This window comes from Streptococcus equinus ATCC 9812, assembly GCF_000187265.1.
GTDB lineage: Bacteria > Bacillota > Bacilli > Lactobacillales > Streptococcaceae > Streptococcus > Streptococcus equinus.
This window is the reverse complement of the sequence record NZ_GL698429.1, coordinates 776,726-800,824: the sequence shown is the minus strand read 5'-3', so window position 1 is coordinate 800,824 and position 24,099 is coordinate 776,726. Positions and strand designations below refer to the sequence as shown.

The window sequence follows — 24,099 nt, the reverse complement described above, 5'->3', positions numbered from 1 at the left end:
GTATATATCATATTTTGCTTGCTAAAAATAAAAAATGATTCACGAAAACGATTGCGTAAATATAAAGTATTTTGTATACTGAAAGCATAAAATACTACTAATTTAAGACGGAGGTCTTCCATGAAAAAGATAAGTCGGCTTTCCTTCCCAGAAAAACGAGAGTACTTTGGGATACGTAAGCTAAAAGTTGGCGTTGCTTCGGTTGCGATTGCGACAACTCTTTTTTGGGGCGCTGGATTAACAAATGTTTCAGCAGATCAAATTTCTTCTCAAACACCTACTTCGGAAGTGGTAAATGAAACATCGCTTCCAGAAGATGATAACCAGTCGTTTCTTGAGTTAGAGAAGACGGATGATGTTAGTCAAAATCTTGAAGAAAACAATTCGTCTAATTTAAATGCTGATAACAAAGGTCAATTAAATGATCTTGAGAGTCCAGCAGTAGAAGAAACTGTACCAGAGTCACAGAGTGCGGAATCTAATTCAAATCTACAAGATGTCCGAGAGACAGCAGAATCTGTTAGAATTGATGAAGTCAAAACAGTGACAAGTACTGAAAATAGTAATCAGATTAATCTCCTAAAATCTTCTCAACCTGATAATCAAGTCTCAAATCCTCCAATTGCTGAAGATACGATTCGTGTACATTTTCAAGCAGTTAATGATGATAATTACATTCAGTATGGCTTGCGGACTTGGGGAGCCGTAGCAGAACCGTCTGATGGAAATAATTGGCCATCGGCTGCAACGCCATTTTCAGCTAATCAAAAAGATGATTTTGGTTATTATATTAACGTAAGACAAGCAGCCAGTCACGGTGATATTGGTTGCCTCCTTCTTAAAAATGGTGAGAAAACTAGCGACTCTGATCAAAGCATCTAACCTTTATCAAAAGATGCCAGTGAAGTTTGGGTTACGTCAGATTTTACCACTTACAGCTATAAACCATTAGCTGATGATCGAGTTATTCGTATCAATTATAAGCGCGATGATGGTAATTATGACAGTTGGGGTCTCTGGACTTGGGAGGATGTTGAATACCCGTCGGAATCTTGGCCAGATGGTGTTGATTTTGAAAACTTTGGCAAATACGGTGCTTATATCGATGTGCCGTTAGCTGATTTTAATGAGCTTGGTTTCTTACTTCTTGATGAGTCTAAAGAAGGCGATGCGGCTAAAATTCAACCAGATAATTATATTTTTAAAGATTTAATAAATCAAACACAAATTTTTTTGAAAGATGAGGATAAGACCATTTATATGAATCCATATTTTGTAAGCACAATTTGCTTAACATCTGCACAACAAATCAGTAGTTCAGAGCTTGTAGCGATTATCAGTAACTTAGCGGATGCTGATAAAGATGAGCTTTTAGAAAACCTTAAAGTGATAGACAAAGATGGTAATGGAGTTACCATTACAGCTATCAGTCTAGATAAAGCAGGTAATAAAGTTAGTATTACAGGTGATTTTTTAAGTGAAGGTCTTTACACAGTAAGCTATAATGGAGACCAATATCAAGCTAAGAAAAGTTGGCAATATACAGATTCTAAGTATGCCTATGACGGTGATTTAGGATCACGTGTTTTTGATAACGGGGCGCGTGTTGAGTTGACCGTCTGGTCACCAAGTGCAGACCAAGTAGCAGTTGTTCTTTATGATAAAGAAGACCAGACTAAAGTTCTTGGCAAAGTAGCTATGACAAAAGGTGATAAAGGTCAATGGTCAGCTAGTTTAACACCAAGTCTCGGTTGGGGAGTTAGTGATTATCGAGGTTATTATTACCATTATGAAATCACGCGTGGGGATGATACAGTTCTTGCGCTTGACCCATACGCAAACTCTCTTGCAGAGTGGAATAGCGATTTAATCGGAACAAATCCGTCATCTAAGGTGGCAAAAGCAGCTATTGTCGATACTAGTGCTATTGGAAATCAAAACTTGACTTACGCAGACATCAAAGGTTACACGGCTCGTGAAGATGCCATTATTTATGAAGCGCATGTGCGTGATTTTACTTCTGATAAGGCAATTTCTGATGACCTAAAGCACCAATTTGGAACATTTGCAGCCTTTGCAGAGAAATTAGACTATCTCCAAATTCTTGGTGTCACTCATATTCAATTACTTCCTGTGATGAGTTATTATTTTGCGAACGAAGAGACTAATGGACAACGTTTAGATTATTTTTCTTCAAGCAATACAAACTACAACTGGGGATATGATCCGCAAAGTTACTTTGCTTTAACAGGAATGTACTCTGAAAATCCAGCTGACCCAGCAAAACGAATTGAAGAATTCAAGAATTTAATTGCTGAAATTCATAAACATGGCATGGGGGTTATTCTTGATGTGGTCTACAATCACACTGCTGATCTTGCCATTCTTGAAGATTTGGAACCTGGCTATTATCACTTTATGGAAGCAGATGGCACAGCTAAGACAAGCTTTGGTGGTGGTCGCCCAGGAACAACTCACTACATGACACGACGTATGGTACTTGATTCAATTGCTTATTGGACAAATGAATTTAAAGTAGATGGTTTTCGTTTTGATATGATGGGTGATTTGGATGCCAAGACAGTTCAAATGGCTTACGACAAGGCAAAAGCTTTAAATCCAAATGTTATTATGCTTGGTGAGGGTTGGATTACTTATGTTGGGGATGCCAATGATTCCAGCCAACCTGCTGACCAAACTTGGATGTCACAGACAGATAGTGTTGCTTCGTTCTCTGATGATATTCGTAATCTCCTTAAATCAGGTTATCCTAGTGAAGGTTCACCAAGCTTTATCACAGGTGGGGCAAAAGATTTGCAAGAGCTCTTTAATACCATCAAAGCTCAACCAAATAATTTCACAGCAGATGATCCAGGTGATGTGATTCAATACAATGCAGCTCATGATAACCTAACTCTTCACGATATTATTGCCAAGTCAATCCACAAAGATCCATCAGTGACTGAAAATGAAGCTGAAATTTTACGTCGTCAACGTTTGGGAAATCTTATCATCTTAACGTCTCAGGGAACAGCCTTTATTCATTCAGGTCAGGAATACGGTCGTACTAAGCAATTCCGTGATGAAGCCTATAAGACACCAGTTCCAGCTGATCAGGTTCCAGCAAAATCTGATTTGCTAACAAACGCAGATGGCACACCGTTTGTTTATCCTTACTTTATCAGTGATTCTTATGATTCAACAGATGCGATTAATCATTTTGATTGGGCAAAAGCAACTGATAGTAGCCTTTATTCAGGAAATGTTAAAACAAAGGATTACACAAAAGGTCTTATTGCACTTCGTCGCTCAACAGATGCCTTTACGCTTAAAACAAAAGCAGATGTTGATAGTAAAGTTAAACTGATTACTGTTCCAAATGAAAATGGGGTTGCTCAAGAAGATTTGGTAATCGCTTATCAAACACAAGCAAGCAATGGCGATGTTTATGCCGTCTTTATCAATGCTGATAGCAAAGCGCGTGAGATTGTCGTGTCAGATGCCTATAAAGCTCTCCTTAATGGGGAAGTTCTTGCAGATAGTGAACAAGCAGGAACAACTGCAATTTCAAATCCGACAGGTGTGGCTTTTACAGAAAATAGCGTTAAACTTGATCCACTTACAGCTACAATTTTACGTTTGCAAAAAGTTGGTACAGAAACTGAACGTACACTTATGACCAAGTAAGTGGTATAAGTGTCATTCTAGCACCAGGTGAACGAGAAGATATTACACAAATTGCTGTTCATCATAAAGAAACAAATGATAGTCAAACACCTGAGGCTCTACAAGGAAAAGATTATGACTTGTATGATATTGAGCCTGAAGATGCTTATGGGCATGCTGTTAGTCCAAATCAGCAAGTTCAAATCATTTTACCGATTGATGTTGGTAAGACGGTTGCCAAAGTTTTCTTCCTTCTAGAAAATGCACAGCCACAAGCTTTGAACTTTAGAGAAATTACTAAAATTGTTGAGGGGCAAGTCGTCACATTTGTTATCTTTGACGTTGAGCATTTTAGTCAATATGGTATTATTTATAAAACTCAAGCTGCAGAAAATAAAACCCTAGTGGAATTTAGTTACGTATCACAAATTGCAGCGACAGTACAAAATCATGCTGCTGTCCGAGGTGAAGATACTTCTGAATCTTTTGAAAATCTTCAAAAGGTTGCTGTCGTGGAAAATAGTACTCTTGCTCTGCCAAAAACAGGTCAAAAAGATAGTAAAGTTTTAACCTTTACTGGTATTTTAAGCTTAGCAAGTTTAGCAGTATTAGAAGTTAAAAGACGTAAGAAAAATCAATAACATTTGATTGGTATATAAAAATCTCCTTCTAATTTAGAAGGGGATTTTTGTCATGCTTTCGTGTTTTTGCAACCTCTTTCGTATAAAAAATTATATAATAGTATTAAGAAATTATAAGGGAGTTGGTACCATGCATATTTTGATTGCACCTGATTCATTTAAGGAAAGCTTATCAGCACTTGAAGTTGCAAAATCAATTCAAAATGGATTTCGCAAAGCTTTGCCAAATGCGACATTTGATTTGATGCCAGTAGGTGATGGTGGTGAAGGAACACTTGAAGCATTAACAGACGGTTTACATTTAAAACGTGAAACTTGTACTGTAACTGGTGCACTTGGTGACACTGTCGAAGCGCATTATGCAACAAATGGTCGACTAGCTATTTTTGAAATGGCTGATATTTGTGGCTTAGAAAAAGTTCCGCTCAAGCAGCGTAATCCATTGACCTTAACAACTCGAGGTGTCGGTGAAATGATTGGTCATTTGGTCGAAAATGGTGTGCAGGAAATCATGATTGGCGTTGGCGGCAGCTCAACCAATGACGGTGGTCTTGGGATGGCAGCAGGTCTAGGGTATCGCTTTTTTGATAAATCAGGTCACGAAGTGGCTGCGATTGGGAAGAACCTCGGAGAAATAGCAATGGTGTCGTATGAAGATTGCTACTGGGATTTATCGAATGTAAGAATTACAGTTATTACTGATGTTACGAATCCATTATGCGGACCCAACGGTGCAACTTATATCTTTGGTGGTCAAAAAGGGCTTGCAGAAGATGACTTCGCAAGCGTTGATAAGGATATGGAAAAATTCTATCAAACTTTCTTCCCAGCTGTTCTTGAGATAGCTGGAGCAGGAGCGGGCGGCGGTATGGCAGCAGGTCTATCAGCCTTTACAGGCGGTGAAATCATTTCTGGCATAGACGCGGTCCTTGACATCCTTGACTTTGACCGACGTGTAAAAAATGCTGATATTATCATTGTTGGTGAAGGTCGCATGGACAAACAAAGCCTTTCAGGCAAGGCACCAGTTGGCGTTGCACAGCGAACTCCACGAGGTAAACTTGTTATTGCCATTTGCGGTAGCCTAAAAAATGACTTACCATCATTTCCAAATTCAAATATTCAGGCGGCATTCCCGATTATCTCAAACGTTGAAACTTTGGAAAAAACCTTAGCAAAAGCTAGAGAAAATCTAGAACGTACCGCTCAAAATATTGGTAACCTATTAGCGGTAAAAATTCATTAATTCTTTTTGAATAATTTTGATAAGAAGCCTTTCTTAGCAGGGGCTTCTTTTGTTTCTTTTTGCTGTGTCGGAAATTGTTCAGACAGGAGAGGGTTATCGACATTTTCAGCCTGATTAGAGTGCACAATGATACCATATGGTGATTGAGCATTTTTTTCATCGACGATAGTTGCTTGATTTCCTAGCTCTTGAGCAATTTTCATGTAAAAGACTTGATTTGAAACGGACAATTTTGGTGAAATTTTAACTGACAAAGTATCATATTTGCCGTTTAACTCTTTTAAAATGTCACTGAAACGTTTTTGAACATCTTCTAAACGACTATCTTCAAGCGGAATAGATAGTACCACACGCTCTGCAAACGTTCCAAAATAAAGACGTTGTTCATCGGGATTAAGGCGTTTTTCACCTGTTGCAGCCTGCAGTACTTTACTTTCTAAATCAGCCATATCATAACCTCCATGGTTTATTTACAACTATTATAAGTTAAATTTACTAAACTGTCAGATTTGGACTGTTTTAATCCCAATTTATGGAAAAAGTCATGAAAGTTGGTAGCGATTTTTAAAAATTCTCGTTTTTATTTGCTTAAGCGCCGATATTATGGTATCATTTTAGTGTAAAAATATTAAAAACTCATAAGGAGAGTAACATAATGTCAATTATTACTGATGTTTACGCTCGCGAAGTCCTTGACTCACGCGGTAACCCAACACTTGAAGTAGAAGTTTACACAGAATCAGGCGCATTCGGTCGCGGTATGGTTCCTTCAGGAGCTTCTACTGGTGAACACGAAGCAGTAGAACTTCGTGACGGAGACAAATCTCGTTACAACGGTCTTGGTACTCAAAAAGCTGTTGACAACGTTAACAACATCATCGCTGAAGCAATCATCGGTTTCGATGTTCGTGATCAACAAGCTATCGACCGTGCTATGATCGCTCTTGACGGTACTCCAAACAAAGGTAAACTCGGTGCAAATGCTATCCTTGGTGTTTCTATTGCCGTAGCTCGCGCAGCTGCTGACTACCTTGAAGTTCCACTTTACAGCTACCTTGGTGGTTTCAACACTAAAGTTCTTCCAACTCCAATGATGAACATCATCAACGGTGGTTCTCACTCAGACGCTCCAATCGCTTTCCAAGAATTCATGATCGTACCTGCCGGTGCACCTACATTCAAAGAAGCTCTTCGTTGGGGTGCTGAAATCTTCCACACTCTTAAGAAAATCCTTAAAGAACGTGGTCTTGAAACAGCTGTTGGTGACGAAGGTGGTTTCGCTCCTAAATTTGAAGGAACTGAAGACGCTGTAGAAACAATCATCAAAGCTATCGAAACTGCTGGTTACAAACCAGGTGAAGATGTATTCCTTGGATTTGACTGTGCTTCATCAGAATTCTACGATAACGGAATCTATGACTACACTAAATTCGAAGGTGAAGGTGCTGCTAAACGTACTGCTGCAGAACAAATCGACTACATCGAAGAATTGGTTAACAAATACCCAATCATCACAATCGAAGATGCAATGGACGAAAACGACTGGGACGGATGGAAAGAACTTACTAAACGTCTTGGTAAACGTGTTCAATTGGTCGGTGATGACTTCTTCGTAACAAACACTTCATACCTTGCACGTGGTATCAAAGAAGAAGCTGCTAACTCAATCCTTATCAAAGTTAACCAAATCGGTACTTTGACTGAAACATTCGAAGCTATCGAAATGGCTAAAGAAGCTGGTTACACTGCAGTTGTATCACACCGTTCAGGTGAAACTGAAGATTCAACAATCGCTGACATCGCAGTTGCAACTAACGCTGGTCAAATTAAAACTGGTTCACTTTCACGTACTGACCGTATCGCTAAATACAACCAATTGCTTCGTATCGAAGACCAACTTGGTGAAGTAGCTGAGTACCGTGGATTGAAATCATTCTACAACTTGAAAAAATAATCTCTGATTATATCAAGTTTGAAGACTCTGTCTATTAAGACGGAGTCTTTTTTGTGTAAAAGTGTTAATTTATTGTTATTCTATTATTTTGATTGACATAACTTTAATAAAAAACTCAGCATAATTCTTTGACAACGATTACAAGATAGTGTTATAATGACGATGAAAAAATAAATCTATAATAGTTGTTAGAATCGTTTAAACGTTTCTTACGTTATCATTAGCCTTTGATAAATCTCTTCTACAAAAACGATATCGGAGGTTTCGTTATGAATAAAATTGTTAAGTTAACAGGAGTAGCGTTGCTGAGCATTTTCTTAGGTGCTTGTCAGGCAAATCAAGCTACTGATTCTTCAAGTCAAGCAAGTAGTAGCCAAAGCCAACAGGCGTCAAGTTCAACAACATCAGCCTCATCTGAAACGACTCCATCAAGTTCAGAAGCATCTGCAGTAGAAACACAGTCGACAGAATTAGATGGGACTTATGTTTTGGAAGAAGCTGATGAAGTTAAGACATTGACCATCAAAGACGGTGCTGGTAGTCTTGAAAGCAAGGAAAATGATGGTGAAGTTGATGTTGAACAGGTTAAGGTTGATGCTAGTAAGCAGACTATTTTGGTTGGTGATGATCTAAAAGACTATCGCTTGGATGGTAATCAGCTCATCTTGACTGAAGCTGATGGTGATCAAGATATTTACACTAAACAATAAAAAAACAGAGCTCAGCTTGGCTGGGTTCTGTTTTTGTACGCTTGATTGTTAGGTGAGATGATATTAGTCGATTCTCTCAAATACCATAGTAGCTTGGATTCGGTCAGCACCGCTTAGTCCTTTGCTGCCTCCATTTGTAGTTGTGATTGTGTGTAAACGGTAGCCTTTATTAGCTTGTTCGTTGATAACTTTTTCTAACTCTGTTAGGTTTCCTGAACCAGTCCCGATGAATTTTTCTTTTAGGGTAACTTGAAGGACGACATATTTTAGCCCATCAGAACCAGATGCAGTTGAAAATGTGCTTTCGCCTTTTACATTATTGAATAATCCCATCTTTTCCTCCAATCTTAATCGTGTAACGCTAACGTTTTCTCTACAACTTAATTTTATGACATTAGGTGGATTAGGTCAAAGATTTACTGGATGTATTTACAAAAAAACGTCTGAAATTATCAGACGTTTTTGTTTTTATTTTCCAAATTCAGCCTTGCTTTTAGTATCAGCATACTCTTCGGCGACTTCTTTTGAAAGGATATCATTGTAGCTTGGTAGTGAAATACTAGAGCCGTATTTGTTTTTCAAAGCAGTTGTTACAAGACGGTAAGCAAGGTTTGCATTACGTGAGAGAATTGGTCCATGGAAGTAACTACCGTAGACATTTTTGTAATGAACACCTTCAGTGCCGTCTTCTTTGTTATTACCATTTCCGTAGACACACATACCTAGAGGTTTCTCATCTTCAGACAAGAAGGTACGACCTTGGTGGTTTTCAAAGCCATAGTATGTTTCATTAAATTCGTCGTTGTGAATTTTGATATCTCCGATGAAGCGGTTGTTATTTTGACTAAGAGTGTAATGTCCCATGACACCAAGTCCATCAATTTTTTCACCGTTTGCTTGAACGTAGTACTGACCAAGCAATTGGAAGCCACCACAGATAGCAAGGATGACTTTATCTTTATTGATGAAATCAGCGATAGCTTCTTTTTTACCTGGAAGGTCTTTTGCGACGATTGATTGTTCGTAATCTTGTCCCCCGCCAAAGAAGACCATGTCATAATAATCAGCGTCGAAATCATCTCCGAGTGAGACAATGTCGAAGGTCATTTTAGCACCTAATTTTTCACCGACGTATTTCATCATCAAGATATTACCGTTGTCACCATAGGTATTCATAAGATTTCCGTAAAGATGAGCAACGTTAAGCTCAAATTGATAATCCTTGTTTGCAGGAGATTGTAGTGAAGTGTAAGTCATCTTAGTTCATCTCCTTTCCAACAGCATGACGGTTAGCCAAGATTTCTCGGAATTGTAGCATAGCTGTGTAAGTAGCCAAAATGTAGGCATGGTCAGTTGGCTGCGCTTCGATTAATGCCATGATATCTTCGAGACTTTCAGCTTCTGTGATTTTGTTTTCGTTGTAGCCAGTGACACGTAGGCGGCGTGCAATTTCAGAATGGCGAACACCACCAGCGAAGATTTCTGGAATATCCATCTCAAGGATAGATTCGAAATTCGCATCCCAAATCCAGCTTGTATCAATACCGTCAGCATAGTTTGCGTTAAGCAAAACAGACAGTGTAAACGGATAAGGAGCCAACTTAATCATATCAAGTGCTTGGCTGGCACCAACTGGGTTTTTAATAAGAACTAAGGTACATGATTTGTCACCAATTTTGAAGGTTTCTTGGCGACCAAAGACAGCACGGCTCTTGTCGAATCCTGCTTTGATTTTTTCAGGCTCGACACCGAAAAATTCCGCAACAGAAACAGCAGCAAGTGCGTTGTAGATATTGTACAAACCACCAACGTTGATCTTATAATCTTGACCATCAATGACAAATTCTGATGTTGTATTTGTGATTTTTGTCAAATCAGTCAAAGCGTAATCGAGTTTTGGACGGTGGAAACCGCAATTTTCACAAACATAATCACCTAGGTTAGCGTAAGTGTTTAGTTTGTATTTCAGGATATTTTGACATTCAGGGCACAAAATTCCCTCAGTATTGTAGTGAGCTAACTCTGGGTCATGTTTTTCAGTGTCAAAACCATAGTATTTTACTGGATTCACAACTTTTGTTGAATTAAAGAGTGGGCTGTCACCATTAGCTAGGATTGTAGCTTTAGGAGCTTTAGCAGCACCATCTAAAATCATTTGGTAAGTTGTGTAAATTTCACCATAACGGTCCATTTGGTCACGGAAGATATTTGTGAAGACAAAAAGGCTTGGTGTGATGTACTCAGTAATTTTGGGAAGGCTCGCTTCGTCGATTTCGAGCACAGCAATTTTCTTACCGGATTTTGCTCTTTTAGCGGTTAAGAAAGTTGATGTAATCCCAGTAATCATGTTAGCACCGCTTGGATTTGTCACGATTTCACCAAATGCTTCGCGTAAAATACCAACAGTGAGAGCAGTTGTAAGTGTCTTACCGTTTGTTCCAGTAACGACTACAATTTCATAGTCCTTGGCAATCGTATCTAAAATGTCTTTGTCGAATTTGAGGGCGATTTTTCCAGGCAAAGTTGAACCACGTCCCATTTTTGAAAGAATGGCGTGAGCTGCTTTACCAGCTGTTATTCCCATTAATGTGTTTGCTTTCATAGGAATATTGTACCACAAAAAGGGCTTTTCTAATAAAGAAAATCTGCTTTAAAAGTGGTATAATAGAAAGGTAGTTTTAATTAGTTAGAGAAAAGAGATGTATGTATGAGAAATTTAGCGGCTATTGATGCCAAATTCTGGGCAACTTTAGTTGAAAATCCATGGACTATTGTTGTTCATTTGCTAGATATTTTAATTGTAGCCTATTTTATTTATAGATTAATAAAAGCCTTAGCAGGTACGAAAATTATGTCCTTGATTCAAGGGGTTGTCTTCTTTATTCTATTAAAATTCATCGCTGAGTGGATTGGATTTACGACAATTTCTTATTTGATGAATCAAGTTATCACATACGGTGTTATTGCCTGTGTTGTTATATTTGCTCCTGAAATTCGAACAGGACTTGAAAAATTTGGTCGTTCAACACAAGTTTTTTCACAAACACAACAAGTTAGTGACGAAGAAAAACTCGTTGAAGCACTGGTTAAATCAGTTGCTTACATGAGTCCACGTAAGATTGGGGCGTTGATTTCAATCGAACGAACTCAGACCTTACAAGAATATATTTCAACAGGGATTCCTTTGAATGCTGATATTTCAAGTCAACTCTTGATTAATATTTTTATTCCAAATACGCCTTTGCATGATGGTGCCGTCATTATCAGAGGAAATAAAGTTGCAACGGCATGTTCATATCTTCCTTTGTCTGATTCAATGGCGATTTCAAAAGAATTCGGGACACGTCACCGTGCTGCCATTGGTTTATCTGAAAACTCAGATGCCTTGACTATTGTCGTTTCAGAAGAAACTGGTGGTATTTCCATCACTTCAAAGGGTGAATTCTTACATGATTTGTCAAAAGAAAACTTTGAAGCCATTCTTCGTGCACATTTGATTCCTGAAGTTGAGGAAGAGGAACACTGGTATCAAAAATTTTGGAGGAAGAAAAAATGAAAAAGTTTTTCAATAGTCAATTCTGGTTGGTTATTGTGTCAATTTTCCTTTCTCTTCTCCTATTTTTGGCTGCTACAACAAGTAATTATACGCACGTTGGTTCACAAGTTTCAGGTGCAACTGAGACTTATACCCATACTTTGACTAATGTGCCTATTGATATCAAATATGATAGTGATAAATACTTTATTAGTGGTTATTCTTATGAGACTGAAGTTTATTTGACCTCAATCAATCGTGTGAAACTTGATTCAGAAATCAATAACGACACAAGAAGTTTTAAAGTTGTCGCTGATTTGACGGGGCTAGGAGAAGGCACTCAAACAGTTCCGCTAAAGGTTATGAATTTGCCATCTGGTGTTACCGCTACAGCCTCACCTAACAATATTTCTGTAACAATCGGTAAGAAAAAGACAAAAACATTCAATGTTCGAGGCAAAGTTGACGTCAGTCAATTGGCGCCAGGTTTTGAGTTGAAAAAAGTTTCAACAGATGTTTCAGAAGTTGAAGTGACAAGTGATGAATCAATCATTGATCAGATTGATCACGTTGTTGCAAATCTTCCGGAAAACGAAGTTCTTAATGGCAACTATAGCGGACGTGTTGCCCTTCAAGCTGTTTCTGCTGATGGAACAATTCTAGCTAGCGCTATTAACCCATCAAAGGCACGTCTTGAAGTCAGTGTTAAGAAATTAACCAAGACTGTTCCTGTAAGGGTTAAGTTAACTGGAAAGATGAATGATAAAGTTTCGGATATTTCTTATAATCTGAATCAAGATCAAGTAACAATTTCTGGAAGTCAGGCAGCACTTGATGCCGTTAACGAAGTTGTTGCAACTGTCAATGTGTCAAATATTACGAAGGATACAAGCTTAAATGTTAATCTTGCCGCAGATAATGTGTCAGTTGAGCCATCTGTCGTGACTGTACAGTTGACAGCAACAAAAAAATAGTAGATAATAACAAAGATAGTCTATTAGTGAATAATGAGAGTTGTTGTTAAAACTCAACTCTTTGGTAAAAATGAATTTAGTAATGGAGGAAGCGAAATTTTCGCTAAATGAATAATGGGAAAATATTTTGGAACAGATGGTGTTCGTGGAGAAGCAAATGTTGAGTTGACCCCTGAGTTAGCTTTCAAATTAGGACGCTTTGGTGGCTATGTTCTTAGTCAGCATGAAACAGGACGTCCAAAAGTATTTGTAGCACGCGATACTCGAATTTCAGGTGAAATGCTTGAATCAGCTTTGGTAGCTGGACTTCTTTCAGTTGGTATTGAAGTTTACAAACTTGGTGTTTTAGCAACTCCAGGTGTGTCTTATCTAGTTCGTACTGAAAAAGCTAGCGCTGGTGTTATGATTTCAGCAAGTCACAACCCTGCACAAGATAATGGTATTAAATTCTTCGGTGGTGATGGCTTCAAATTGGCTGATGACCAAGAATTAGAAATCGAAGCTCTTCTTGATGCTCCAGAAGATACTCTTCCACGTCCTTCAGCTGAAGGTCTTGGAACACTTGTTGATTATCCAGAAGGACTTCGTAAATATGAAAAATTCCTTGTTTCAACAGGTGTTAGCCTTGAAGGAATGAAAGTCGCTCTTGATACTGCAAATGGTTCAGCATCTGTATCTGCACGTGATATTTTCTTAGATTTAGATGCTGATATTACAGTTATCGGTGAAAATCCAGATGGACTTAACATCAACGCTGGTGTTGGTTCAACTCACCCAGAACAATTGCAAACACTTGTTAAAGAATCTGGTGCAGCTGTTGGTTTGGCATTTGATGGTGACAGTGACCGTTTGATTGCTGTTGATGAAAATGGTGAAATTGTTGATGGTGACAAAGTAATGTACATCATCGGTAAATACCTTTCTGAACGTGGTCAATTGGCTCACAACACAATCGTTACAACTGTTATGTCTAACCTTGGTTTCCACAAAGCACTTGACCGTGAAGGTATCAACAAAGCTATCACAGCTGTTGGTGACCGCTATGTTGTTGAAGAAATGCGTAAATCTGGTTACAATCTTGGTGGTGAACAATCAGGTCACGTTATTATCATGGACTACAACACAACAGGTGACGGTCAATTGACTGGTATTCAGTTGGTTAAAGTTATGAAAGAAACTGGTAAACCACTTTCTGAATTAGCTGCTGAAGTGACTATTTACCCACAAAAATTAGTTAACATTCGTGTTGAAAATAGCATGAAGAGCAAAGCGATGGAAGTGCCAGCAATCGCTGAAATCATCAGCAAGATGGAAGAAGAAATGAATGGAAACGGTCGTATTTTGGTTCGCCCAAGTGGTACTGAACCACTTCTTCGCGTTATGGCTGAAGCGCCAACTGATGAAGAAGTTGACTACTATGTAAATACTATTGCTGACGTTGTTCGTAACGAAATCGGTATCGACTAAATTCAATAAAAAAGAAAAGGTTTGGGTGTTAGGCTCAGACCTTTTTGTGTTTATTTCATTGGTTATCTTTCTTAAAAATGTTATAATAACGTCATGCTAACAAAACCAACATCAGCTTATGTACATATACCATTTTGTACGCAAATTTGCTATTACTGTGATTTCTCAAAAGTATTCATCAAAAATCAGCCTGTTGATGCTTATTTGCAGGCTCTTATTCGTGAATTTGAATCATATGATATCAAAAAATTGCGAACTTTATATATCGGAGGTGGCACTCCAACCTCAATTACTGCAGAGCAATTGGAGTATTTATTGACGAATTTAACAAAGCATTTGGATTTAAGTGTTTTGGAAGAATTCACTATCGAAGCAAATCCAGGTGATTTGACTGAAGATAAGATTGAAGTGCTGAAAAATTCAGCTGTTAACCGTGTTTCACTCGGCGTTCAGACTTTTAACGACAAACATTTAAAACAAATCGGTCGTAGCCACAATGAAGCTCAGATTTATTCAACGATTGAGAATCTTAAAAAAGCTGGATTCCATAATATTTCGATTGATTTGATTTATGCTCTTCCTGGGCAAACGATGGAAGATGTCAAAGAAAATGTCGCTAAAGCAATTGCTCTTGATATTCCACATTTGAGTTTGTATAGTCTGATTTTAGAGCATCACACAGTTTTTATGAATAAGATGCGTCGCGGTAAATTGCAGTTGCCGCAAGAAGATTTGGAAGCGGAGATGTTTGAATACATTATCTCAGAGTTGGAGAAAAACGGCTTTGAGCATTATGAGATTTCAAACTTTACAAAACCTGGCTTTGAAAGCCGCCATAATTTAATGTACTGGGATAATGCGGAGTATTATGGCGTTGGAGCAGGTGCTTCTGGTTATTTGAATGGTGTGCGTTATCGCAATCGTGGACCAATTCAGCATTATCTAAAGGCTATTTCAGAAGGCAATGCTCGATTGTCAGAAGAAACCTTGACAAAAGAAGAGATGATGGAAGAGGAATTGTTCTTAGGATTACGCAAAAAATCTGGTGTTTCAATTGCTAGATTTGAAGAAAAATTCGGTGTGTCTTTCGAAGAACGTTATGGACAAATTGTAAGGGAACTTTGCAACCAAGGGCTTTTAGTGCCAGATGACAAAGTTGTTCGTATGACCAAAAAAGGATTATTCTTGGGAGACACTGTCGCGGAGAGATTTATATTGGAGTAACAAGATGGGATTAAGTTATAGAGAAAAATATCAAGTGCCTTTTTATGAAAGTGATATTAATCAAAATATGAAATTGCCACAGCTTTTATCGCTAGTTTTGCAGGTTTCTGGAAAACAATCGCTGAGCTTAGGAATGAGTGACGAACATATTTATAAAACTTACAATCTTGTTTGGATTATTACAGAATACGCCATCGAAATTGAGCGCTTGCCAAAATACACTGAAAATATCGTGATTGAAACAGTACCGACTGCTTACAATAAGCTCTTTTGTTATCGCGATTTTAATGTCTACAGTGAATCTGGTGAAAAGCTTTTGACGATTCATTCAACGTTTGTTTTGATGGATTATGATACTCGTAAAGTACATCCTGTTTTAGATGAGATTGTAGAAGTTTATCAAGTTGAAAAAGTGAAGAAATTCTTACGTGGACCACGTTACGAAGGTCTCGAAAATCCAGAAGAAACACTTTATCATGTTAGGTTTTTTGATCTTGATTTGAACGGACATGTTAATAATAGTAAATACCTTGAGTGGATGTATGATGTGCTTGATGTGAAGTTCTTAGAAGAATATATTCCTCATCGCATTAATTTGAAATATGTGAAAGAAGTTCACTATGGACATGACATCAAGTCTCGTGTAGAGAGAGTTGGATTGACAACAAAACACGAAATTGTCACACAAGGTGCAGTGAGAGCGCAAGCACTCATTGAATGGATGGAGAAATAATTAGGAAGTAATGCTTAATGACCTTTTTAAGTTTAAAAGAAAGGTCATTTACTATTTTATATTGGAGGAAAAATGACTTATAAAGGCTATTTAATCGACTTGGATGGAACTATTTACAAAGGGAAAAACCGTATTCCAGCAGGGGAACGTTTTATTCAACGACTTCAAGAAAGAAATATTCCTTACGTTTTAGTAACGAATAATTCAACTCGTACACCTGAAAAAGTACAAGAAATGTTGTCAACTCAGTTCAACGTTCACACCCCACTTGAAACAATCTACACAGCAACAATGGCTACGATTGATTACATGAATGACTTGAATCGTGGTAAGACAGTTTATGTGATTGGGGAAACTGGTTTGAAAACAGCGATTGCTGAGGCAGGTTACGTAGAAGATACTGAAAATCCAGCTTATGTTGTTGTTGGTCTTGATAATGATTTGACTTATGAAAAATTAGCGGTAGCGACATTAGCTATCCAAAAAGGTGCTGTCTTTATTGGAACAAATCCAGATTTGAACATCCCAACTGAACGTGGCTTGATGCCAGGAGCTGGTGCCATCAACAATCTTTTGGAAGTGGCTACACGTGTGAAACCAGTCTACATCGGAAAACCGAATGCCATTATCATGAACAAAGCTTTGGACGTTCTTGGCGTTAAACGAGAAGAAGCAATCATGGTCGGTGATAACTACCTGACAGATATTATGGCGGGAATTCAAAATGATATTGCAACTCTTCTTGTCACAACTGGATTTACTAAGCCTGAAGAAGTCCCAACTCTCCCGGTAAAACCTAATCACGTTCTTGCTAGTCTTGATGAATGGAATTTTGATGAAAACTAAAATTTGGACATTTAGCGCTTGGTTGTGGCTACTGTCGCTCGCAGTTCTTGTAGCCATTTATGGCGCGTGGTTAATCTATCCTCTTGAGATTGATTGGCTCAAGTTAACTCTCCAAGTGACCATTACAAAAGACGACCTCTTAAAAAACTTCAATGTCTTGATGACATATCTGACGAATCCATTATCACACACTCTAGCTATGCCTGATTTTCCTTCATCAGCTAGTGGGCTTAAGCATTTTGGCGACGTGAAGCATCTATTTCATTTAGCACAAGCAGTCTTTGTGATTTTGCTATATCCTTCTTGGCGTTTTTTGAAAAATAGCAGAGCTAAAAAGTCACTTTTTCTTCATCAGAGAGCTTTTACCTTAGCTGCAATTTTACCGATTATCATTGCAGTAGCAGGTCTTTTGATTGGTTTTGATCAATTCTTTACTCTCTTTCATGAAGCCTTATTTCCTGGTGATAGCAGTTGGCTTTTTAACCCAGCGACTGACCCAGTTATCTGGGTTTTACCAGAAGAATACTTCATGCATTGCTTTATCATTTTCTTTGTAGCTTATGAAGTGATGATGCTAAGTTTAGTCGCAACAGCTCGTAAGCAATTAAATCATCGCCTAAAAAATAACGAGAGAAAGGATGAGAAATGACAATTGCATGGTACTTTTGGCTACTGTTTGCAGTAGCGTGGATATTTGCCATCACATTTTGGATAAAGTCCTCTAACATTTCGCAAAAATGGCTGCGCATCACCTATGTCATCTGCGGCATCATCGCCTTTCTCCTCCCCTTCTTCTGGGGCTGGTTGGTGAGTTAAGCAGCAATAAAAATAAAAATAAAACAAGCGTGGAAACGCTTGTTTTTTAATAATTTGAGGAGTAAAATAAACTTGTTTAGTTTTGTTATATCTATTTGAATCACAAATAAAAAATGCACCCGAATCGGGTGCCACTTTTACAAGTTGTGTACGGACAAAGCCTTATTTTAACTCGCTGTGTTGTTTCGAATAGTTCCAACAAAATTATTGTAGTATTTTATTTATTAATTTGCAAGTGTTTATTGCAAAAAAGGAGATATAAATGGAAAAAACATATTCAATCGGACTTGACATAGGTACTAATAGTGTAGGTTGGGCTGTGATTACTGATGATTACAAAGTTCCAGCTAAAAAGATGAAAGTTTTAGGAAATACTGATAAAAAATATATCAAGAAAAACTTACTAGGTGCATTGTTATTTGACAGTGGCGAAACAGCTGAAGCGACTCGTTTGAAACGTGCAGCTCGACGTCGTTATACGCGTCGTAAAAATCGTTTGCGTTACCTACAAGAAATTTTTGCTAAAGAAATGGCAAAAGTTGATGAAAGTTTCTTTCAACGTTTAGAAGAATCTTTTCTGACAGATGATGATAAAACCTTTGATTCTCATCCAATTTTTGGAAATAAAGCTGAAGAAGATACTTATCATCAAGAGTTTCCTACAATCTACCATTTGAGAAAACATCTTGCGGACTCACCTGAAAAAGTAGATTTGCGTTTGGTTTATCTTGCTTTAGCTCACATGATTAAATTCCGTGGACATTTTTTGATTGAAGGGCAATTGAACGCTGAAAATACAGATGTTCAAAAAATATTTGCTGATTTCGTAGGGGTGTATGATAGAACATTTGATGATAGTCACTTATCAGAAATTACGGTTGATGCTGCAAGTATTTTGACAGAAAAAATTAGTAAATCACGTCGTTTGGAAAATCTTATTAAACAATATCCAACAGAAAAGAAAAATACTTTATTTGGAAATCTTGTAGCATTAGCTTTAGGATTGCAACCTAACTTCAAAACAAACTTTAAACTATCTGAAGATGCTAAATTACAATTTTCTAAAGATACTTATGATGAAGATTTGGAAGAATTGTTGGGAAAAATCGGTGATGACTATGCTGATCTTTTTACAGCAGCTAAAAATCTATATGATGCAATTTTACTTTCAGGTATCTTGACAGTAGATGATAATTCAACTAAAGCACCTTTATCTGCTTCGATGATTAAACGCTATGAAGAGCACCATGAAGATTTAGAAAAGTTAAAAACTTTTATTAAAGTGAATAATTTTGATAAGTATCATGAGATTTTTAAAGATAAAAGTAAAAATGGTTATGCTGGATATATTGAAAATGGTGTTAAGCAAGATATTTTTTATAAACATCTTAAGAGCATTATTTCTGAGAAAAACGGAGGTCAATATTTCCTTGATAAAATTGAACGTGAAGATTTCTTAAGAAAACAAAGAACATTTGATAATGGTTCGATTCCGTACCAAATTCATTTACAAGAAATGCGTACTATTTTACGACGTCAAGGTGAGTATTATCCATTCTTAAAAGAAAATCAAGCTAAAATCGAAAAAATATTAACTTTTAGAATTCCTTACTACGTAGGTCCATTAGCAAGAAAAAATAGCCGTTTTGCTTGGGCTAAATACCATTCAGATGAGCCGATTACGCCATGGAATTTTGATGAAGTAGTAGATAAAGAAAAATCAGCTGAAAAATTCATTACACGAATGACTTTAAATGATTTGTATCTTCCTGAAGAAAAAGTTTTACCAAAACACAGTTATGTATATGAAACTTTTGCAGTGTACAACGAATTGACTAAAATTAAGTATGTTAATGAGCAAGGTAAGTCATTTTTCTTTGATGCAAATATGAAGCAAGAAATCTTTGATCACGTATTTAAAGAAAATCGAAAAGTTACGAAGGCTAAACTTTTAAGCTATCTTAATAATGAGTTCGAAGAGTTTCGAATCAATGATTTAATTGGTCTTGATAAAGATAGTAAATCATTTAATGCTAGCCTTGGAACCTATCACGATTTGAAAAAGATTTTAGATAAATCTTTCTTAGATGATAAGACAAATGAACAAATCATTGAAGATATTGTGTTGACTTTGACCTTATTTGAAGATAGAGATATGATTCATGAACGTCTTCAAAAATATAGTGATATCTTTACTTCACAGCAGTTGAAGAAACTTGAACGTCGCCATTATACTGGTTGGGGACGTCTATCTTATAAACTGATTAATGGAATTCGCAATAAAGAAAACAACAAAACTATTCTTGATTTCTTGATTGATGATGGGGATGCTAATCGTAACTTTATGCAATTAATTAACGATGATTCATTATCGTTTAAAACTACTATTCAAGAAGCACAAGTTGTAGGTGACGTTGACGATATTGAAGCAGTTGTTCATGATTTACCTGGAAGTCCTGCTATTAAGAAAGGAATTCTTCAAAGTGTTAAAATTGTCGATGAATTAGTCAAAGTGATGGGACACAATCCTCAAAATATTGTCATCGAGATGGCACGTGAAAATCAAATAACTGGCTATGGAAGAAATAGATCAAATCAACGTTTGAAACGACTACAAGACTCTCTGAAAGAATTTGGTAGCGACATTCTTAGTAAGAAGAAACCTTCTTATGTTGATAGTAAAGTTGAAAATTCTCATCTTCAAAATGACCGTTTGTTCCTATACTATATCCAAAATGGTAAGGATATGTATACAGGAGAAGAACTTGATATTGATCATTTAAGTGATTATGATATTGACCATATCATCCCTCAAGCTTTTATTAAAGATAATTCGATTGATAATCGAGTCTTGACAAGTTCAGCTAAAAACCGCGGTAAGTCAGATGATGTGCCAAGTATTGAAATTGTTCGTAATAGAAAATCGTACTGGTATAAATTGTATAAATCAGGGCTAATTTCTAAACGTAAATTTGATAATTTAACTAAAGCAGAACGTGGTGGATTAACTGAAACTGATAAAGCTGGATTTATTAAACGTCAATTAGTTGAAACACGTCAAATTACAAAACATGTCGCACAAATTTTAGATGCCCGCTTTAATACAAAATGTGATGAAAATGATAAGGTGATTCGTGATGTAAAAGTTATTACTTTGAAATCAAGCTTAGTTTCGCAATTTAGAAAAGAATTTAAGTTCTATAAAGTTCGTGAAATTAATGATTATCACCACGCTCACGATGCTTATCTCAACGCAGTAGTTGGAACAGCCTTGCTTAAAAAATATCCAAAATTAGCACCAGAGTTTGTTTATGGTGAGTATAAAAAATATGATGTCCGCAAACTTGTTGCCAAATCTTCTGATAACCATTCTGAATTAGGTAAAGCAACTGCAAAATACTTCTTTTATTCAAACTTGATGAACTTCTTTAAAACTGAAGTCAAATATGCGGATGGTAGAGTATTTGAACGACCAGATATTGAAACAAATGCAGATGGTGAAGTTGTCTGGAATAAGCAAAGAGATTTTAACATTGTTCGAAAAGTTCTTTCTTATCCACAAGTTAATATTGTGAAAAAAGTTGAAGTACAAACTGGAGGATTTTCAAAAGAATCTATCTTACCTAAAGGAGATTCAGATAAATTAATTCCGCGTAAAACGAAGAAACTTCAATGGGAAACGCAGAAATATGGTGGCTTTGATAGCCCAACAGTTGCATATTCTGTATTAGTTGTAGCAGATGTCGAAAAAGGTAAAACAAGGAAATTAAAAACTGTAAAAGAGTTAGTCGGTATTTCTATTATGGAACGCTCTTCCTTTGAAGAAAATCCTGTCTCATTCTTAGAGAAGAAAGGATATCATAATGTTCAAGAGGACAAATTAATAAAACTCCCTAAATACAGTCTTTTTGAGTTCGAAGGTGGAAGAAGACGATTGTTGGCTAGTGCCACTGAGTTGCAAAAAGGAAATGAAGTGGTTTTACCGCAATATATGGTAAACTTACTTTATCATTCACAGCATGTTAATAATTCTCATAAACCAGAGCATTTAAATTATGTGAAACAACATAAAGATGAATTTAAAGATATCTTTAATTTGATTATTTCAATTGCCAGAATAAATATTTTAAAACCAAAAGTAGTTGATAATTTAATAAATGAATTTACAGAATATGGTCAAGAAGATATCAGTTCTTTATCTGAGTCATTTATTAATTTACTAAAATTCATTTCATTTGGAGCTCCAGGAGCATTTAAATTTCTTAAGTTAGATGTCAAACAGTCAAATTTGAGATATAAGTCTACGACAGAAGCCTTATCCGCCACCCTCATTCACCAATCTGTCACTGGTCTTTATGAAACACGTATTGATTTGAGTAAGTTAGGAGAAGAGTAATGGGATGGCGTACAGTTATTGTAAACGAGCATTCGAAATTATCATATAAAAATAATCATTTGATTTTTAAGGATGCTTATCATACTGAGATGATTCATTTAGAAGAAATTGATATTCTTTTGCTTGAAACGACAAATATTGTTTTGACGACAATGTTGATTGAGCGTTTAGTTGATAAAAATATTTTAATTATTTTTTGTGATGAAAAACGTTTGCCAACTGCAATGCTGACGCCTTACTATGGACGCCATGATTCTAGTTTACAGCTGACAAATCAAATCGCATGGGCTGATGAGGTTAAATGTGATGCCTGGACTAACATCATTGCACAGAAAATTTTAAATCAGAGTATGTATCTTGGTGAGTGTTCTTTCTTTGAAAAATCACAATCGATTATGGATTTATATCACGGTTTAGAACCATTTGACCCTAGTAATCGCGAAGGGCACTCGGCTAGAATTTATTTTAATACCTTGTTTGGCAACGACTTTTCTCGTGAACAAGATAATGACATTAATGCTGGACTAGATTATGGTTATACTTTGTTGTTAAGCATGTTTGCGCGTGAACTAGTTGTTTGTGGCTGTATGACTCAGTTCGGCTTGAAACATTCTAATCAGTTTAATCAATTCAATCTAGCAAGTGACATAATGGAACCATTTCGTCCAATCGTTGATAGAATTGTGTACGAAAATCGTAATGCTTCCTTTGTCAAAATTAAACGCGAGTTGTTTACGATGTTTGATGAAACTTATTCTTACAACAATAAGGAAATGTATTTAAATAACATTGTTAGTGATTATACGAAAAAAGTAGTCAAAGCTCTTAATCATAACGGGAAAGGAGTTCCTGAATTTAGGATATGAGTTATCGATATATGCGAATGATTTTAATGTTTGATATGCCTACAGAGACTGTCGAGGAGCGCAAGGCTTACCGCAAATTTCGCAAGTTTTTGCTAAGTGAAGGTTTTATCATGCACCAATTTTCTGTTTATAGTAAATTGCTGCTAAATAATTCTGCTAATAAAGCGATGATTGACAGACTTCAGGCTAATAATCCTAAAAAAGGGAGTATTACTCTTTTGACTGTGACTGAAAAGCAATTTGCTCGTATGATTTATCTTAATGGTGAAAGAGATATGAGTGTGGCCAATTCTGATAAGCGACTTGTGTTTTTAGGAGAGGATTATAGTGATGAAGATTAATTTTCCGATACTTGATGAGCCACTAGAAATTTCAGGTGGCACAATTCTAGCAGTTGAAAATGTAACAGTTTTTTCAAATCTTGTTAGACAATTGTATTCTTACACAGAAGAAAGTGAGTTGAAATTGTTTGACAAAAAATTGAAATCCTTGAAAGAATCAGAGTTACTTTTAGTGACAGATATTTTAGGATTTGATGTCAATTCTTCATCTATGCTCAAATTAATTTATGCTGATTTAGAAAGTCAATTGAATGAGAAACCAGAAGTAAAATCGATGATTGAAAATCTGGCTGATACTATTACAGAATTAATTGCTTATGAGTGTTTAGAAAATGAACTTGATCTTGAATATGATGAAATCACAATTCTTGAGTTGATAAAAGCTCTTGGTGTTAAGATTGAAACACAAAGTGATACGATTTTTGAAAAATGCTTTGAAATTCTTCAAATATATAACTATCTTAGTAAAAAGAAGTTACTTATTTTTGTGAATAGTGGAGCTTATTTGACCCAAAATGAGATGGAGAGATTGATGGAATATGTCAAACTTTCAAATCAAAAAGTTCTTTTTCTAGAGCCACGAAAACTTTATGATTTTCCACAATATGTTTTGGATAATGATTATTTTTTGATTGCAGAAAATATGAGTTAAAAACGAATAATAAAGTATCTACATTTTTGTAG

At 36.5% G+C, this 24,099-nt stretch carries 19 protein-coding genes and 1 pseudogene; 15 read left to right on the top strand and 5 right to left on the bottom strand.

The window, feature by feature from the left end; all coding sequences use genetic code 11:
- Positions 1–120 precede the first annotated feature (120 nt).
- Both HMPREF0819_RS03790 and HMPREF0819_RS03780 read left to right on the top strand, forming a co-directional pair.
- Positions 121–4,307: pseudogene (locus HMPREF0819_RS03790) on the top strand (pullulanase).
- Between the two features lie 130 nt (positions 4,308–4,437).
- Complete coding sequence (locus tag HMPREF0819_RS03780; RefSeq protein WP_004232508.1) at positions 4,438–5,553, top strand: glycerate kinase family protein; 1,116 nt, start codon at positions 4,438–4,440, stop codon at positions 5,551–5,553.
- Here HMPREF0819_RS03780 and HMPREF0819_RS03775 read toward each other — a convergent pair.
- A complete protein-coding gene (locus HMPREF0819_RS03775) occupies positions 5,550–6,002 on the bottom strand; it encodes a YueI family protein (protein WP_004232507.1) in 453 nt (150 codons plus the stop codon). The genes HMPREF0819_RS03780 and HMPREF0819_RS03775 overlap by 4 nt on opposite strands.
- A gap of 206 nt (positions 6,003–6,208) precedes the next feature.
- On the opposite strand from HMPREF0819_RS03775, the gene eno reads away from it, so the two are divergent.
- Together eno and HMPREF0819_RS03765 are read left to right on the top strand one after the other, a co-directional pair.
- Positions 6,209–7,507, top strand: coding sequence for a surface-displayed alpha-enolase (gene eno / locus HMPREF0819_RS03770; protein WP_004232506.1), 1,299 nt, complete (start codon positions 6,209–6,211; stop codon positions 7,505–7,507).
- Between the two features lie 269 nt (positions 7,508–7,776).
- The gene (locus HMPREF0819_RS03765; RefSeq protein ID WP_004232505.1) at positions 7,777–8,217 is read left to right on the top strand and encodes an SP_0198 family lipoprotein; all 441 of its coding nucleotides are present in this window, start codon (positions 7,777–7,779) and stop codon (positions 8,215–8,217) included.
- Between the two features lie 63 nt (positions 8,218–8,280).
- Here HMPREF0819_RS03765 and HMPREF0819_RS03760 read toward each other — a convergent pair whose 3' ends face one another.
- The 3 genes from HMPREF0819_RS03760 to murT form a co-directional block, all read right to left on the bottom strand.
- Positions 8,281–8,550 carry a DUF4177 domain-containing protein gene (locus HMPREF0819_RS03760; RefSeq protein ID WP_004232503.1) on the bottom strand — a complete coding sequence of 90 codons (270 nt, stop codon included), beginning with the start codon at positions 8,548–8,550 and terminating at the stop codon, positions 8,281–8,283.
- 135 nt (positions 8,551–8,685) lie between these two features.
- Positions 8,686–9,474 (bottom strand): lipid II isoglutaminyl synthase subunit GatD, encoded by a 789-nt coding sequence (gatD, locus tag HMPREF0819_RS03755; protein WP_004232502.1) that lies wholly within the window; start codon positions 9,472–9,474, stop codon positions 8,686–8,688.
- A gap of 1 nt (position 9,475) precedes the next feature.
- Positions 9,476–10,819, bottom strand: a complete 1,344-nt coding sequence (gene murT, locus HMPREF0819_RS03750; RefSeq protein ID WP_004232500.1) for a lipid II isoglutaminyl synthase subunit MurT — start codon at positions 10,817–10,819, stop codon at positions 9,476–9,478.
- Positions 10,820–10,924: 105 nt separating this feature from the next.
- On the opposite strand from murT, the gene cdaA reads away from it, so the two are divergent.
- From cdaA to HMPREF0819_RS03715, 7 genes are all read left to right on the top strand, one after another.
- Positions 10,925–11,773, top strand: a complete 849-nt coding sequence (gene cdaA, locus HMPREF0819_RS03745; RefSeq protein ID WP_004232498.1) for a diadenylate cyclase CdaA — start codon at positions 10,925–10,927, stop codon at positions 11,771–11,773.
- A complete protein-coding gene (locus HMPREF0819_RS03740) occupies positions 11,770–12,726 on the top strand; it encodes a CdaR family protein (protein WP_004232496.1) in 957 nt (318 codons plus the stop codon). The genes cdaA and HMPREF0819_RS03740 overlap by 4 nt, the downstream gene beginning before the upstream one ends.
- A gap of 114 nt (positions 12,727–12,840) precedes the next feature.
- Entirely contained in the window at positions 12,841–14,193 is a 1,353-nt protein-coding gene (gene glmM, locus HMPREF0819_RS03735; RefSeq protein ID WP_004232495.1) for a phosphoglucosamine mutase, read from the top strand.
- Between the two features lie 93 nt (positions 14,194–14,286).
- Positions 14,287–15,417, top strand: a complete 1,131-nt coding sequence (hemW, locus tag HMPREF0819_RS03730; protein ID WP_004232493.1) for a radical SAM family heme chaperone HemW — start codon at positions 14,287–14,289, stop codon at positions 15,415–15,417.
- Between the two features lie 4 nt (positions 15,418–15,421).
- A complete protein-coding gene (locus tag HMPREF0819_RS03725; protein ID WP_004232491.1) occupies positions 15,422–16,150 on the top strand; it encodes an acyl-ACP thioesterase domain-containing protein in 729 nt (242 codons plus the stop codon).
- A 72-nt stretch (positions 16,151–16,222) separates the two neighbouring features.
- Positions 16,223–16,996 carry a TIGR01457 family HAD-type hydrolase gene (locus tag HMPREF0819_RS03720; RefSeq protein WP_004232489.1) on the top strand — a complete coding sequence of 258 codons (774 nt, stop codon included), beginning with the start codon at positions 16,223–16,225 and terminating at the stop codon, positions 16,994–16,996.
- A complete protein-coding gene (locus HMPREF0819_RS03715; RefSeq protein ID WP_044023310.1) occupies positions 16,986–17,645 on the top strand; it encodes a TIGR01906 family membrane protein in 660 nt (219 codons plus the stop codon). Before HMPREF0819_RS03720 ends, HMPREF0819_RS03715 begins: the two co-directional genes overlap by 11 nt.
- A 20-nt stretch (positions 17,646–17,665) precedes the next feature.
- Here the strand turns inward: HMPREF0819_RS03715 and HMPREF0819_RS09115 are convergent, their stop codons facing one another.
- Positions 17,666–17,947 carry a hypothetical protein gene (locus HMPREF0819_RS09115; RefSeq protein ID WP_004232484.1) on the bottom strand — a complete coding sequence of 94 codons (282 nt, stop codon included), beginning with the start codon at positions 17,945–17,947 and terminating at the stop codon, positions 17,666–17,668.
- Between the two features lie 127 nt (positions 17,948–18,074).
- On the opposite strand from HMPREF0819_RS09115, the gene cas9 reads away from it, so the two are divergent.
- The 4 genes from cas9 to csn2 are packed head-to-tail and all read left to right on the top strand — an operon-like array spanning position 18,075 to position 24,067.
- Positions 18,075–22,208 (top strand): type II CRISPR RNA-guided endonuclease Cas9, encoded by a 4,134-nt coding sequence (gene cas9 / locus HMPREF0819_RS03710; RefSeq protein WP_004232481.1) that lies wholly within the window; start codon positions 18,075–18,077, stop codon positions 22,206–22,208.
- The gene (cas1, locus tag HMPREF0819_RS03705; RefSeq protein WP_004232479.1) at positions 22,208–23,074 is read left to right on the top strand and encodes a type II CRISPR-associated endonuclease Cas1; all 867 of its coding nucleotides are present in this window, start codon (positions 22,208–22,210) and stop codon (positions 23,072–23,074) included. Before cas9 ends, cas1 begins: the two co-directional genes overlap by 1 nt.
- Positions 23,071–23,415, top strand: a complete 345-nt coding sequence (cas2, locus tag HMPREF0819_RS03700) for a CRISPR-associated endonuclease Cas2 (protein ID WP_004232475.1) — start codon at positions 23,071–23,073, stop codon at positions 23,413–23,415. Before cas1 ends, cas2 begins: the two co-directional genes overlap by 4 nt.
- A complete protein-coding gene (gene csn2, locus HMPREF0819_RS03695; protein ID WP_004232474.1) occupies positions 23,405–24,067 on the top strand; it encodes a type II-A CRISPR-associated protein Csn2 in 663 nt (220 codons plus the stop codon). Before cas2 ends, csn2 begins: the two co-directional genes overlap by 11 nt.
- Positions 24,068–24,099 lie beyond the last annotated feature (32 nt).

Coding starts and splice junctions, on each gene's coding strand:
- HMPREF0819_RS03780 (WP_004232508.1), top strand. CDS start 4,438: ATGCATATTTTGATTGCACCTGATTCATTTAAGGAAAGCTTATCAGCA.
- HMPREF0819_RS03775 (WP_004232507.1), bottom strand. CDS start 6,002: ATGGCTGATTTAGAAAGTAAAGTACTGCAGGCTGCAACAGGTGAAAAA.
- eno (WP_004232506.1), top strand. CDS start 6,209: ATGTCAATTATTACTGATGTTTACGCTCGCGAAGTCCTTGACTCACGC.
- HMPREF0819_RS03765 (WP_004232505.1), top strand. CDS start 7,777: ATGAATAAAATTGTTAAGTTAACAGGAGTAGCGTTGCTGAGCATTTTC.
- HMPREF0819_RS03760 (WP_004232503.1), bottom strand. CDS start 8,550: ATGGGATTATTCAATAATGTAAAAGGCGAAAGCACATTTTCAACTGCA.
- gatD (WP_004232502.1), bottom strand. CDS start 9,474: ATGACTTACACTTCACTACAATCTCCTGCAAACAAGGATTATCAATTT.
- murT (WP_004232500.1), bottom strand. CDS start 10,819: ATGAAAGCAAACACATTAATGGGAATAACAGCTGGTAAAGCAGCTCAC.
- cdaA (WP_004232498.1), top strand. CDS start 10,925: ATGAGAAATTTAGCGGCTATTGATGCCAAATTCTGGGCAACTTTAGTT.
- HMPREF0819_RS03740 (WP_004232496.1), top strand. CDS start 11,770: ATGAAAAAGTTTTTCAATAGTCAATTCTGGTTGGTTATTGTGTCAATT.
- glmM (WP_004232495.1), top strand. CDS start 12,841: ATGGGAAAATATTTTGGAACAGATGGTGTTCGTGGAGAAGCAAATGTT.
- hemW (WP_004232493.1), top strand. CDS start 14,287: ATGCTAACAAAACCAACATCAGCTTATGTACATATACCATTTTGTACG.
- HMPREF0819_RS03725 (WP_004232491.1), top strand. CDS start 15,422: ATGGGATTAAGTTATAGAGAAAAATATCAAGTGCCTTTTTATGAAAGT.
- HMPREF0819_RS03720 (WP_004232489.1), top strand. CDS start 16,223: ATGACTTATAAAGGCTATTTAATCGACTTGGATGGAACTATTTACAAA.
- HMPREF0819_RS03715 (WP_044023310.1), top strand. CDS start 16,986: ATGAAAACTAAAATTTGGACATTTAGCGCTTGGTTGTGGCTACTGTCG.
- cas9 (WP_004232481.1), top strand. CDS start 18,075: ATGGAAAAAACATATTCAATCGGACTTGACATAGGTACTAATAGTGTA.
- cas1 (WP_004232479.1), top strand. CDS start 22,208: ATGGGATGGCGTACAGTTATTGTAAACGAGCATTCGAAATTATCATAT.
- cas2 (WP_004232475.1), top strand. CDS start 23,071: ATGAGTTATCGATATATGCGAATGATTTTAATGTTTGATATGCCTACA.
- csn2 (WP_004232474.1), top strand. CDS start 23,405: ATGAAGATTAATTTTCCGATACTTGATGAGCCACTAGAAATTTCAGGT.